Below are 12567 nucleotides of genomic sequence, written 5' to 3' on the forward strand. Positions count from 1 at the left end.
AACACGTATAATGACGCTCAACAAATCAATCATGAGGAAATAAAATGAAGCTCTCTATTCTTAATCTCGCCCCTGTTCGAGAAGGGCAAACTTATTTGCAAGCCGTTGAATCGATGGTCAATCTTGCAAAACATGCTGAGAACATTGGCATTGAACGCTATTGGATTGCTGAGCATCATAATATGAAAAATTTGGTGAGTTCAGCGACCGCACTTTTAATTCAGCATACGCTAGCCAATACAAAGACCTTGCGCGTAGGGTCAGGTGGCGTGATGTTACCGAATCATTCGCCTTATGTGGTAGCCGAGCAATATGGCACACTGGAGACGCTTTATCCAAACCGTGTTGAACTCGGTTTAGGCCGTGCACCAGGAACTGATATGCAAACGGCTGCAGCACTTCGTCGTGGACGAAACAGTCTGGATTTCCCTGCGGAAATTGCGGAACTTCGAGGTTACTTTAAAGATAGCAATCCTGTTTCAGCTTATCCTTCCGCAGGCTTGAATATACCGTTTTATATTTTAGGATCTAGCACCGAAAGTGCGTACCTTGCGGCAGAGCTTGGCTTGCCTTATGCCTTTGCTTCACACTTTGCGCCACGCATGATGGAAATGGCGGTGGAGATTTATCGCAAAAACTTCAAACCCTCTACCTATCTTGCTGAGCCTTATGTCATCTTAGGTGTGAACGCTATTGTCGCTGAAACCGATAAAGAAGCGAAACAACTGGCGACAACACAAACACTATTTTTCTTAAATGTGGTCACTAACGCGCAACAAAATTTACAACCACCGATGTCGTCAGAAGAAGACGTTTGGAAAGCCCAAACGCATGCCCAAAAGAAACCACACTTTGGCCCAGTCGATTTTGAGGAAATCCCGATTTACAATCAAGAGCGTGCTGTGGTGGAACAAATGACTGCTTGTTCGCTTATCGGTAGTCCTGAAAGTGTGGAATTTCAACTCAAGCAACTGCGTGAACGAGTGCATTTTGATGAAATTATGGCTGTTAGCTATATTTTTGATGAACAAAAACAAGCTCAATCTTACACGATGTTGAAAGCGATTGTGGATAAGCAATAGCGAGACAAAAATAAAAAGTGCGGTGAATTTCACCGCACTTTAAATCAAAAAATATTAATAAGCTGTTTCTATAGGTAAACCGGCTTTCTCCCAACCAGCGAACCCGCCAATGACACTAAACACGTTTTCATAGCCTTGTTCAACGAGGAAGGTCGCCACATTTCGGCTACTTACACCATGATAACAACTCACAATAATTGGGGAGTCAAAATCCACCAGTTCTTCAAATTGTAAAAAGCTTTGGTTAGTTAAATGAAACGCCCCTTTCGCATGAGAATAGGTAAAACGTTGAGGGTCCCGAACATCAGCAAGGATGGCGCCATTTTGCACCATCTCCCAAGCTTGTTCCGGGCTAATTTCTTTAAACGACATGGTTTGTTCCCTTAGCGCGCTGTTTATACACGCCATCAAAAATAATCAGGCTCATCGCCAATACTAAACAAATGAATAACGGATAGCTGTCCGCATCCATTTCCTCTCCAATTAAAAATGAAATAATCACCATCAAAATGGTTTCAACATAACCTAAAAGGCCAAGTAAATTCATCGGCAACATATTGCTAGCAATAACATAAGCGATTAATGCCGCACCACTAATAAGCCCGAGCAATACTAACAATCCCCAAATGTTAGGATTGGACTCCTGCACAGTAGCAAAATCAGTCTGAAATGCAAAATAGAAGCTAATCGGTAATAAACTCAACATTTCCAAACAAAACGCAGCAAGATCAGTATTATTCAATGCTTTTCGTATAGAAAAATAGGTCGTATAACCCACGCATATTACGATGGCTTCCCAAGATAATCCGCCTTTTAAAATGATGTTAGAAATCACTCCTACTGCCGCAATTAATACGGCAATGAATTTCAATGTTGAAATTCGCTCTTTAAAAATGATCCGCCCCGCAGCTACCATCACAATTGGTAACAATAAATAACCGAAAGAAACACTTAAGGAACTACCATTATTGGGGGCCCACAAAAAGAGCCACATTTGATACCCCATTAATGCGCCACAAATAATATAAGAAAGGGCAAAGAGCGGTCGATTTTTAATGCGTTTTAAATGCTCTGCCAATGCCTGCTTTTGTTTAAACATGATGACGGAAAGGGCAACGAAAGGGAATGTAAACAGCATTCGATAGCCGAAAATATCCGTGCCACTGAGCGGTTTCAGTAGCGTGGAAAAATAATACATATAGCCAAATAAAAGCGAGGCTAAAAGTGAAATAAGTATGCCTCTTAACATAATAAATCCTTAGGTTAATTCTGCTTATTATTCTAGTCTAACATCTCCCAAAATGCACGAATTAGGGGGTTCGCTAAATTTCTTTTTTGCACACAAACCCCTAAATCAAACGCCTCGACGGGATTGTCTAAATTTAAACGAGACACGTCTTTTGACATAGGGTTATTATCAATTACGACATCAGGCAGCATCGCTAATCCAAAACCTAGCGCCACCATTGGCACAATACCTTCGTGCCCCGCCACTGTGGCATAAATTTTGGGATGTTTAATGTGTTTGCTACGTAGCCATTGTTCAATACGCTGGCGTGCCATTCCATCTAACGGCAAAATGAAAGGCATTTGCTGCCAATTGATGGGTTCTTCCTGTAATAATTGTGTGGCTAAACAAGCCACTCGTGGGGCAATTAATGAAAGGGAAATGTCATCAATCTTATAAAATTCCAATCCCGTCGGCAGATTATTGGGTTTTCCCGCCAAGGCAAGATCCACTTGTTCTGATTGAATAAATTGCACCGCAGAAGCTGGGTCACCTGTGGTCAGTTGAATTTCAACCTTTGGATAACGAGAACGAAATTTGGCTAACACCTGCGGCAAGTGGCTATATGAAGCGGTAACTGAACAAAATAAGCGTAACTCTCCGCTTAATTCCGCTGAATTATCTCGCAGTTGGCGCTTAAACTGCTGCCAGTTTTGCCATTCTGTTTTCGCAAATTGCAGAAATTTCTCGCCTTGTTCGGTTAAGCGCACTTGTCGATTATCACGAATAAATAAAGGTTGTTCTAATTCTTCTTCTATGCGTTGAATCTGGCGTGAAAGCGTAGACGGCGACATATGATTTTGCGTAGCGGTTTTAGCAAAATTTTGTGTATCAGCAAGATGAAGAAATATTTGGAGGTCTTGAAAGTTCATATATATCGTTAAAAGCAAATGATATTGCAAAAATTGCAACACTAAGTGCAAATAATATCACTTTACGCAACAACTAAAAACCTTATAATCCACTTCACAACAAAAAACTATATTCAAACACAACCTCATACACATTAATCAACATCATAGAAAGGATGAAAAATGGCTAACTATTTCAACACATTAAATTTACGCGAAAAATTAGATCAATTAGGTCGTTGTCGTTTTATGGATCGCAGCGAATTTGCTGACGGTTGCAACTACTTAAAAGGCAAAAAAATCGTTATCGTAGGTTGTGGCGCACAAGGTTTAAACCAAGGTTTAAATATGCGTGACTCTGGCTTAGACATTTCTTATGCATTACGTCCAGAAGCGATTGCAGAAAAACGTGCTTCATTCCAACGTGCAACAGAAAACGGCTTTAAAGTGGGCACTTACCAAGAGTTAATCCCAACTGCAGACTTAGTGATCAACTTAACACCAGACAAACAACACTCTAAAGTTGTGGCTGATGTAATGCCATTAATGAAAAAAGATTCAGCATTCGGTTACTCACACGGTTTCAACATCGTTGAAGTAGGTGAGCAAATCCGTGAAGACATCACTGTGGTGATGAGTGCACCAAAATGCCCAGGTACTGAAGTTCGTGAAGAATATAAACGTGGTTTCGGTGTGCCAACATTAATCGCAGTTCACCCAGCCAATGACCCACGTGGTGAAGGTATGGCAATTGCGAAAGCATGGGCTGCAGCAACTGGTGGTGACCGTGCAGGCGTATTAGAATCTTCATTCGTTGCAGAGGTGAAATCTGACTTAATGGGTGAACAAACCATTCTTTGCGGTATGTTACAAGCAGGTTCTATCGTATGTTACGACAAACTTGTTGCTGATGGTAAAGATCCAGCATACGCAGGCAAACTTATCCAATACGGTTGGGAAACTATTACTGAAGCATTAAAACAAGGCGGTATTACATTAATGATGGATCGCTTATCAAACAGCGCAAAATTACGTGCATTTGAGCTTGCAGAACAAATCAAAGAAAGCCTTGGTTTCTTATATTACAAACACATGGATGACATCATCAGCGGTCACTTCTCAGCAACCATGATGGCTGACTGGGCAAACGGAGATAAAGACTTATTAGCATGGCGTGAAGCAACCGGCAAAACTGCCTTTGAAAATGCACCAAAAGTAGACGGCATCAAAATTTCTGAACAAGAATACTTTGATAACGGCGTATTAATGGTAGCAATGGTGAAAGCCGGTGTTGAATTAGCCTTTGATGCAATGGTAGCAAGCGGCATCTATGAAGAATCAGCTTACTATGAATCACTTCACGAATTACCGTTAATCGCTAACACTATCGCGCGTAAACGCTTATACGAAATGAACGTGGTCATTTCTGATACTGCAGAATACGGTAACTACTTATTCTCTAACGTAGCAACCCCAATTCTTGCTAAAGAAATCATCCCAACCTTACAAAAAGGTGATTTAGGTGAACCAACACCAGCAGTTGCTATCGACAACATCACTTTACGCGATGTAAATGATGCAATCCGTAACCACCCGGTTGAATTAATCGGTCAAGAGTTACGTGGTTATATGACAGATATGAAACGTATCGCAGTTGCAGGTTAATGATTAAATCAGTAAAATTCAAGCCAACTTATTCAATAAGTTGGCTTTTTTATAATCCAAAGGAATTCATATGAAAAATAATAAAATTTTTAACCGCACTTTTAAAATAAGTTTAGTCACTGCGGCTCTTGGATTGGTAAATTCAGCGCTAGCAGATGACGTAGCTTGTAATAGTAGTGGTGTGACTATTACAGGACAAAGTGGAGCTGTGTTGAATCAATGTTCGATTAATCCAACCAGTCCAACAAATGGTCCTGAATGGGGGTCTCTCTCTGCTGTAAAAATGACAAACTCAAGCGGACAATTAAATAATGTTAATGCTTCACTATCTATTCCAGCAAATAGACACAGTTCTTTTGCAGTAATGAATATCACTAATTCCACAACTGAAATCAATGGTGGAACCTATAGTATTACTAATCCTAACAATGCAGATGCTAATGGTTATTTATTTGAGTTAAATAATTCAACGGTAACCATGCATAACTCAAAAGTCTTGATGGGTGATAACAACCAAGACTCCATATTAGAGGCATTTGCTCTGAATCAGAAGAGTAAATTAACATTAAACAATGTGAATGTAACATCAAACAATGATAGTTCTATTTTTGTATATGAAGCGGAGAATCAAGCTCGGCCAGAATTGATCGTTAATAATTCCAATGTTTCAATTCCTCAAGGTGGAATCATTACTTTAAGATCTGGGGTTGGCGAAGTTATCAACAGTCACTTCTCTGCGACCTTTAATAACTCAACAATAAATGGAGGTATGCTTGCTAGTGGTGAAAATGTTAAATTTAATGATACAGAGAGCATTACAGAAAATATCCAACTAACCTTTAATAATTCTACTGTTTCTGGAGTTACTACTACCGACCGCAATAGCGTGCTCAACTTAAACTTAAATAATAGCAATTGGACAACTAAAGCTTTCACTGATGAAGATGGCGTGGTTCAAACAACAAGCTTAACTAATTTGGCTCTTAATAATGGCGTAGTAAATCTAGCCAATGATAACTACCAAGGTATCATTGTTCGTGGTAATCTCACTGGCTCAGGCACATTCAATCTAAACACGAATATCGCTGAGAACAAAAACGATAAAATCGTTGTTAAAGGCACTGCTGAAGGTAATCATAAAATTGGTGTAACCAACCAAGGTGCAAATATTGCTAACGGAAAAGTGACACTTGTAGAAACCAATGGTGGTAATGCGGCGTTTAGCTTAACGAACCCGAATAATCGTGTAGATTTAGGGGCTTACCAATATTTCCTAACAAAAGAAGGAAATAATTGGGTATTAGCGAACTCTAAAAATGCAGTCACCCCAACTCCACCTGTTGCACCCGTTACACCAAGCAAACAAGTGGTGACTCCAAGCAAACCTGAGGTAACGCCTAGCACCCCAGTAGTAACCCCAAGTAATCCAGTAGTACCACCTGCAGTTCTACCAAGCGCACCGTTACTTTCAGACTTAGCAAATGCACAAGTTTCTCTTCGTCAAGCACAATTGCTTTTAGTGGAAGATGATTTAAGTGGCATCCATCAACGTCTAGGTGAAGTGAAAAATGGTGAAAAAGGCAATGTGTGGGTTCGTAATGTGAATTCTCGCCAAAAATTAGCCGCACTTTCTACTGGTGAGAGTGAAACTTCTGGCTTTAAACAAAACGTACATAGCGTACAAGTGGGCGCTGATGCTGCTGTAACAGATAATCTCCGTGTCGGTGGATTTGTTGGTCGTAGCCAAGCGAACGTTGATTTCAATGGTCATTACGGTGATGGCAAAGTAAGAAGCAACAGCGTGGGCTTATATGCAGCTTACCTTGCAGATAACGGTATTTATGTAGATAACATTGTGAAATACAGCCGTTTACACGCTAACTCGGATCTCACCGAAAAACGTCATTACAACGCTTATACGATTTCGAGTGAATTAGGTAAACGCTTTAGCCTTGCGAATGATTGGACAATCACTCCGCAAGCACAATTAGCGTGGACACATATTTCATCACAAGGGAATGAAGATAGCTTATCTTCTGTTTATTCTCGAATTGGTTTACGTGTAGCCAAAGGCTTTGCATTAAGTAATGGTTGGAATTTGCAGCCTTATGCAGAAGTAAATGCGATTACTAGCAAAAACCGTAGCAGCAAAATTCATTACACAAACAGCGCGCTTGATGTTGCAAGCAGCCGCGGACGTTTTGAAAGTGCGGTCGGTTTAAATGCTGGATTTGCAAATCATCGTTTTGGTTTAGAAGTAAGCCGTGCTGACGGTAAAAACTTCGATAAACCTTATGCAATTCAAGCGGTTTATCGCTATCAATGGTAATATAAAAGGGCGGAGTAAAATCCGCCCTTTTTCTCTTTTTACTAAATAAATAATATGTCGAAATCTTTCCCTTCTCGCTCATTTACAACCAAACGAACGGCAAAACCTACTCGTTCATTTAAGCCTAAAGCGAAGCTACTCACACTAGAACAAACAATCGTTGTTTTATTTAACAAACCTTTTGATGTGCTGACACAATTCACCGATGAAAATGGTCGAGCTACATTAAAAGATTTTATTGCCATTCCTAATGTGTACGCAGCAGGACGATTAGATCGTGATAGCGAAGGGCTACTGATTTTAACGAATAATGGTGAAGTGCAACATCGTTTGGCGGATCCAAAGTTTAAAACTGAAAAGACATATTTTGTGCAAGTAGAAGGTATTCCTGAAGAGTCCGACTTAGACAAGCTTCGTCAAGGTGTTGAATTAAAAGATGGAATGACAAAGCCGGCAAAAGTGCGGTTGATTTCAGAACCAGATTTTCTCTGGCCTCGCAATCCACCTATTCGTGAACGTCAAAGTATTCCAACGAGCTGGCTGGAGATCAAAATTAGTGAAGGGCGTAATCGACAAGTGCGTAGAATGACTGCACATATCGGTTTTCCGACATTACGACTCATTCGTTATCAAATGAGCCATTTAACACTTGATGGGTTAGGTAATGGCGAATATCGTCGTTTAAATGAAGAAGAAATGCGTGCGCTATTCAAACAACTTCATTTAAATAACGCACGTTAAGATTAGAAACGTTGAGCGGGTTGTGCGTTTTCAACTTGCACGAAGAAACCTTTATCATTCAAGATAATGCTGTAATCCGTAACATATTTAACGCTGTTGGTTTCCACTATCGCATTACAGCTACGAATCCCTTGTTGTGGATAAGATTGGGTTTCGCGGGCTTTCGTGATTTGTTTCACTGTCATTTGGGTATTAGTAGCTGCACCTTGTTTTTTAAAGGCATCAGATAATACCGCAAAAACTTTTGAATCATTACATCTTGGCACAACGACGGATTTTGTCACAGTATTCGCTGTTTTTTGTGCAACCGTTTCCACGCTATTTTCAGTCGCTTTTTCAACGGCTTTGGGTTCCGCTTTCTTCACTTCTGTTTTAACTGCGGGTGTTTTTTTAGCAATCATTTTTTCAGGTTTAGCTGATTCTTTAACTGCACTTTGTTTGCTTTTCGCTACTGTCTTTTTGTCTTTTACTGCCGCTTGCTTCGTTTTTTCTACTGGCTGTTTACCTTTCGTTTTTGTCGGCTCTGCTTTAGCGGCTTTATTTGTCGTTTTATTTTTTATTTTTTCTTTTTTCGTTACCGCTTTTTTCGCTTCGACAATTTTAGCGGGCTTTTTCGCTTCTGCTTTTTTGACATCCGCTTTCTTTTTAGCTGTTTTAGCTACGGCTTTAGGTGTGGTTGCTTTCTTGGCTTCCACTTTTTTAACAGCCGTTTTCACTGACTTAGTTTGAGTTGATTTTGCCGTATGATTTGGCGATGCAGCAAAGGCCAAAACAGGTAACAAAGCAAAAATCACCGCGAGTAATTTTTTCATCTGTTATTCTCCTTAAACAAAAAGTGCGGTCAACATTAACCGCACTTTGAAATCATTTATAAATTAAAGATAGTAGTGTTCTACGTAGTTTAATTTATCGTCAAGTTTTAACACTAACGGTTGACCTGTTGGGATTTCAAAATCCATGATTTCCGCATCAGAAATACCGATGATGTGTTTTGCTAATGCACGAAGTGAATTACCGTGCGCTACCACTAAAACACGTTTACCAGAAAGCATTGCTGGTGCAATTTGATCTTCCCAGAAAGGTAATGCGCGTTCTAAGGTTAATTTTAAGTTTTCTGCGTTTGGTATAACATCAGACGGAATGTTTGCATAACGACGGTCATTATGTGCAGAATTTGGATCTTTCGGATCTAAATCTGGAGGAGAAATATCGTAAGAACGACGCCAGATATGAACTTGCTCATCACCGTATTTTTCTGCTGTTTCTTTTTTATCTAAGCCTTGTAATGCACCATAGTGACGCTCATTTAAACGCCAGTTTTTCACTTGAGGAATCCATAATTGGTGAGATTCTTCTAACACGATGTTACAAGTTTTGATTGCACGAGTTAAAACAGAGGTGAAGGCGATATCAAATTCATAGCCTTTCTCGAACAATTTTTTACCCGCTGCTTTTGCTTCTTCTACACCGCGCTCAGTTAAATTCACATCACGCCAACCGGTGAATAAATTTTTTGCGTTCCACTCACTGAAACCGTGACGAATGAATACTAATTCCATAAGGATCTCCTAAGTATTAATAAAAAAATGATGGCTCTGTTATAGCAAAAAATCGGTATGTTTAAAAGTAAAAAGGCGGCATTTACTGATCTTTCGCAAAAAATCGCCTGTAAACTTTTAGCCACTCAAAAATAATGCTAGTATTTAAGCTTTACTCATCCTTTAATTCTCTCAAGTTTAGATGTATGCAGCAAAGCAATCGTAGAAAAAAAATCTTATCAAAACTGACCGCACTTTTTGCTTGCGGTCTGCTTGGCTTTTCATCTTTCGCGCAAGGCAACGATCTCAATCAAATTCAAAAACAAATTAAACAACAAGAATCGAAGATCGCCGAGCAAAAACGTGCACAAGCAAAACTCCAAGCTAGTCTTAAAGAGCAAGAAAGCAAAATTAATAGCGTTGTCGGTGAATTACGTGAAACAGAATTAAGCTTAAAAGAAATCCACAAGCAAATGGCGGAAACGGAAAAGCAAATCAAGCAATTAGAAAAGCAAGAGCGCGTGCAAAAAGCGAAGCTCGCACAGCAAATCGATGCCATTTATCGCTCAGGGGTAAATCCTTCTACCTTGGAAAGAATGCTTTCGGAAGATGCGAAAAAAGCAGAACGCATGAAAGTGTATTATCAGCACTTAAATCAAGTTCGCATCGATATGATTAACAATCTGAAAGCGACACAAGAGAATTTAGCGAAACAACGCGAAGCGATTTCAGGCCAACAAAAAAATCATCGCGAGCAGCTTTCTACGCAAAAGAAACAGCAGCAAGAATTACAAAAAGCGCAACAAGAACGTCAATCTACGTTAAATGAACTCAACAAAAACTTAACGAAAGATCAGAATAAGCTGGAAACGTTGAAAGCGAATGAAAATGCCCTTCGCCAAGAAATTCAACGTGCTGAACAAGCCGCTCGCCAACAAGAACAACGTGAGCGTGAAGCCCTTGCTCAGAAAAAACAAGAGGAAGAAAAACGTACCTCAAAACCTTATCAACCAACTGATCAAGAACGTAAGTTGATTAACAGCGCCAGTGGTTTAGGTACGGCTGCTCGTCAATACAGTCGTCCAGTTTCTGGTCCGACGTTATATTCCTTTGGTTCAATCCAAGCGGGCGAAGTACGTTGGAAAGGCATGGTTATCGGTGCACCAACGGGCACCGCGGTAAAAGCCATTGCAAGTGGTCGTGTCATTCTAGCGGGTCATCTTAATGGCTATGGTTATATGGTGATTGTGAAACACGGCGACAGCGACTTGAGCTTATATGGTTTCAACCAAGCGGTATTTGTGAAACAAGGTCAGCTGGTGTCTGCGGGACAAACTATCGCACAAGTGGGTAATACGGGAGAGCTCTCTAAACCGGCGCTTTACTTTGGTATCAGCCGTAAAGGGGTGCCTGTAAATCCGGCTGGGTGGATTAAATAATGGCAGCATTCTTTCAAAGTGCGGTCAAAAATACGATCATTTTTTCAACCGCACTTTTCTCTGCGTTTACTTCTGCACAAGGCAAACTGGCTATCGTAATTGATGACATTGGCTATCATCCGAAAGAAGATGCCGAGGTTTTAGCCATGCCAAAAGAAATCTCCGTTGCTATTATTCCAGCTGCACCCTATGCCAAAATACGCAATCAAGAAGCGAAAGCACAAAATCATGATATTCTCATCCATATGCCGATGCAGCCTGTCAGCAACATTAAAATTGAAGAGGGTGGTTTGACTTTAGGCTTGTCTGAAGCGCAAGTGAATGAGCGAGTGAAAAAAGCTAAATCTATTGTGCCCAATGCTATAGGAATGAATAATCATATGGGCAGTGCAGCCACAGCCGATGCCACATTAATGACCTATTTAATGACCGCACTTCGCGAGCAGCATTTATTCTTTTTAGATAGTCGCACAATTGGAAAATCAGTCGCGGGGAAAATAGCAAAAGAACAAGACGTACGTGTATTAGATCGCCATGTGTTTTTAGATGACAGTGATAATTTGGCAGATGTACAACGTCAATTTCAAAGTGCGATTCAATATGCGCGTAAACATGGCACAGCCATTGCTATTGGGCACCCTCGCCCAAATACCGTAGCCGTATTAAAATCAGGAATAAAGAATTTACCAGATGATATTCAATTAGTCAGCATGGGAAGCTTGTGGCGAAATGAAAAAATCTTACCACCTAAACCATTTATCTTAATTTTTAATGATATTCCTGCGCCAACCTCAGTTGCGCCATTTGAGCCAATTCCTTTATTACGGGGTGTGCCGAGATAAATAAAAAGTGCGGTCAATTTTGACCGCACTTTTTTACGTTTTGAAACTTGACTATCGACCATTTCGTTCGAAGAACAAGACAGTCGCAGCAACACGTGAATGCACGTTAAGTTTACGAAGTAAATTACGAATATGCACTTTAACTGTTTCTTCCGAAATGAAAAGTTGGCCTGCAATTTGTTTGTTGGATAAACCTGTCGCGATTAAACGTAACACATCCATTTCACGATCAGTGAGTGAGTCAATTGGATCAATCGTATGTTTACGCTCTAAAAGTAAATTTTTGATTGAATCACTTAAAATCACTTCACCTTGTGCAACACGTTTAATTTGCTCAAGTAATACATCTGGCTCAGTATCTTTCAGTAAATAGCCATCAGCACCCGCATCAATTAAGGTGAAAATATCATTTTTCGCATCAGATACGGTTAAGATTAAAATACGCGCATCAATACCTTCTGCACGTAAACCTTTGAGCGTGTCTAAACCGGAAAGACCCTTCATATTAAGATCTAAAATAATTAAATCCGGTGATTCTTGAATTGCAATGGAAATACCTTCGGTACCGCTTCCTACATCAGCGACGACTTCAAAATTCTCTTCTAATTCAACTAATTGCTTGATACCACGACGCATTAATGGATGGTCGTCGATAATTAATACTTTTAATTTTTCTTGCATAATATTCTCCAAGAGATAAGCAGGCGCACATTTTATCGCCCGAAGGCAAAAACGTCTACCGCCTTAGATTATTTCTCAATAGATTTTCGGACGAGGGATTCTATCGGGATT

The 12567-nt window shown here is 40.1% G+C and carries 12 protein-coding genes; 6 read left to right on the top strand and 6 right to left on the bottom strand.

Translation table 11 applies throughout. From position 1 onward, the window contains the following. Positions 1-44: 44 nt before the first annotated feature. Positions 45-1082, top strand: coding sequence for an LLM class flavin-dependent oxidoreductase (locus ADA56_RS07120; RefSeq protein ID WP_049369952.1), 1038 nt, complete (start codon positions 45-47; stop codon positions 1080-1082). A 54-nt stretch (positions 1083-1136) separates the two neighbouring features. Here the strand turns inward: ADA56_RS07120 and glpE are convergent, their stop codons facing one another. Genes glpE through ilvY form a run of 3 tightly spaced genes read right to left on the bottom strand, consistent with a single transcriptional unit; the run spans position 1137 to position 3242 of the window. Next, complete coding sequence (gene glpE, locus ADA56_RS07125; RefSeq protein WP_049369953.1) at positions 1137-1454, bottom strand: thiosulfate sulfurtransferase GlpE; 318 nt, start codon at positions 1452-1454, stop codon at positions 1137-1139. Next, positions 1444-2331, bottom strand: a complete 888-nt coding sequence (gene rarD / locus ADA56_RS07130) for an EamA family transporter RarD (protein ID WP_049369954.1) — start codon at positions 2329-2331, stop codon at positions 1444-1446. Before rarD ends, glpE begins: the two co-directional genes overlap by 11 nt. A gap of 32 nt (positions 2332-2363) precedes the next feature. Then, on the bottom strand, positions 2364-3242 hold the full coding sequence (gene ilvY, locus ADA56_RS07135; protein ID WP_049369955.1) for an HTH-type transcriptional activator IlvY: 879 nt from the start codon (positions 3240-3242) through the stop codon (positions 2364-2366). Between the two features lie 162 nt (positions 3243-3404). On the opposite strand from ilvY, the gene ilvC reads away from it, so the two are divergent. The 3 genes from ilvC to ADA56_RS07150 all read left to right on the top strand — a co-directional run bounded on the left by ilvC (position 3405) and on the right by ADA56_RS07150 (position 7956). Beyond that, on the top strand, positions 3405-4886 hold the full coding sequence (gene ilvC, locus ADA56_RS07140) for a ketol-acid reductoisomerase (RefSeq protein ID WP_049369956.1): 1482 nt from the start codon (positions 3405-3407) through the stop codon (positions 4884-4886). 70 nt (positions 4887-4956) lie between these two features. Continuing rightward, positions 4957-7215, top strand: a complete 2259-nt coding sequence (locus ADA56_RS09865) for an autotransporter outer membrane beta-barrel domain-containing protein (protein ID WP_049369957.1) — start codon at positions 4957-4959, stop codon at positions 7213-7215. Positions 7216-7269: 54 nt separating this feature from the next. Further along, positions 7270-7956 (top strand): rRNA large subunit pseudouridine synthase E, encoded by a 687-nt coding sequence (locus ADA56_RS07150; RefSeq protein ID WP_049369958.1) that lies wholly within the window; start codon positions 7270-7272, stop codon positions 7954-7956. Between the two features lie 2 nt (positions 7957-7958). Here ADA56_RS07150 and ADA56_RS07155 read toward each other — a convergent pair whose 3' ends face one another. Both ADA56_RS07155 and ADA56_RS07160 read right to left on the bottom strand, forming a co-directional pair. Next, a complete protein-coding gene (locus ADA56_RS07155; RefSeq protein ID WP_049369959.1) occupies positions 7959-8768 on the bottom strand; it encodes a hypothetical protein in 810 nt (269 codons plus the stop codon). 63 nt (positions 8769-8831) lie between these two features. Next, on the bottom strand, positions 8832-9515 hold the full coding sequence (locus ADA56_RS07160) for a 2,3-diphosphoglycerate-dependent phosphoglycerate mutase (protein ID WP_049369960.1): 684 nt from the start codon (positions 9513-9515) through the stop codon (positions 8832-8834). Positions 9516-9700: 185 nt separating this feature from the next. On the opposite strand from ADA56_RS07160, the gene envC reads away from it, so the two are divergent. Together envC and ADA56_RS07170 are read left to right on the top strand one after the other, a co-directional pair. Then, positions 9701-10933, top strand: coding sequence for a murein hydrolase activator EnvC (gene envC / locus ADA56_RS07165; protein WP_049369961.1), 1233 nt, complete (start codon positions 9701-9703; stop codon positions 10931-10933). Then, positions 10933-11775 (top strand): divergent polysaccharide deacetylase family protein, encoded by an 843-nt coding sequence (locus ADA56_RS07170; protein ID WP_049369962.1) that lies wholly within the window; start codon positions 10933-10935, stop codon positions 11773-11775. Before envC ends, ADA56_RS07170 begins: the two co-directional genes overlap by 1 nt. Positions 11776-11826: 51 nt before the next feature. Here ADA56_RS07170 and ADA56_RS07175 read toward each other — a convergent pair whose 3' ends face one another. Continuing rightward, positions 11827-12456 (bottom strand): response regulator, encoded by a 630-nt coding sequence (locus tag ADA56_RS07175; RefSeq protein ID WP_049369963.1) that lies wholly within the window; start codon positions 12454-12456, stop codon positions 11827-11829. Positions 12457-12567 lie beyond the last annotated feature (111 nt).

The organism is Parahaemophilus parainfluenzae (genome assembly GCF_001055095.1).
Lineage (GTDB): Bacteria > Pseudomonadota > Gammaproteobacteria > Enterobacterales > Pasteurellaceae > Haemophilus_D > Haemophilus_D parainfluenzae_Z.

What these genes read in the sequence shown, in the direction of transcription:
- ADA56_RS07120 (WP_049369952.1), top strand. Translation starts at nt 45, where the DNA reads ATGAAGCTCTCTATTCTTAATCTCGCCCCTGTTCGAGAAGGGCAAACT.
- glpE (WP_049369953.1), bottom strand. Translation starts at nt 1,454, where the DNA reads ATGTCGTTTAAAGAAATTAGCCCGGAACAAGCTTGGGAGATGGTGCAA.
- rarD (WP_049369954.1), bottom strand. Translation starts at nt 2,331, where the DNA reads ATGTTAAGAGGCATACTTATTTCACTTTTAGCCTCGCTTTTATTTGGC.
- ilvY (WP_049369955.1), bottom strand. Translation starts at nt 3,242, where the DNA reads ATGAACTTTCAAGACCTCCAAATATTTCTTCATCTTGCTGATACACAA.
- ilvC (WP_049369956.1), top strand. Translation starts at nt 3,405, where the DNA reads ATGGCTAACTATTTCAACACATTAAATTTACGCGAAAAATTAGATCAA.
- ADA56_RS09865 (WP_049369957.1), top strand. Translation starts at nt 4,957, where the DNA reads ATGAAAAATAATAAAATTTTTAACCGCACTTTTAAAATAAGTTTAGTC.
- ADA56_RS07150 (WP_049369958.1), top strand. Translation starts at nt 7,270, where the DNA reads ATGTCGAAATCTTTCCCTTCTCGCTCATTTACAACCAAACGAACGGCA.
- ADA56_RS07155 (WP_049369959.1), bottom strand. Translation starts at nt 8,768, where the DNA reads ATGAAAAAATTACTCGCGGTGATTTTTGCTTTGTTACCTGTTTTGGCC.
- ADA56_RS07160 (WP_049369960.1), bottom strand. Translation starts at nt 9,515, where the DNA reads ATGGAATTAGTATTCATTCGTCACGGTTTCAGTGAGTGGAACGCAAAA.
- envC (WP_049369961.1), top strand. Translation starts at nt 9,701, where the DNA reads ATGCAGCAAAGCAATCGTAGAAAAAAAATCTTATCAAAACTGACCGCA.
- ADA56_RS07170 (WP_049369962.1), top strand. Translation starts at nt 10,933, where the DNA reads ATGGCAGCATTCTTTCAAAGTGCGGTCAAAAATACGATCATTTTTTCA.
- ADA56_RS07175 (WP_049369963.1), bottom strand. Translation starts at nt 12,456, where the DNA reads ATGCAAGAAAAATTAAAAGTATTAATTATCGACGACCATCCATTAATG.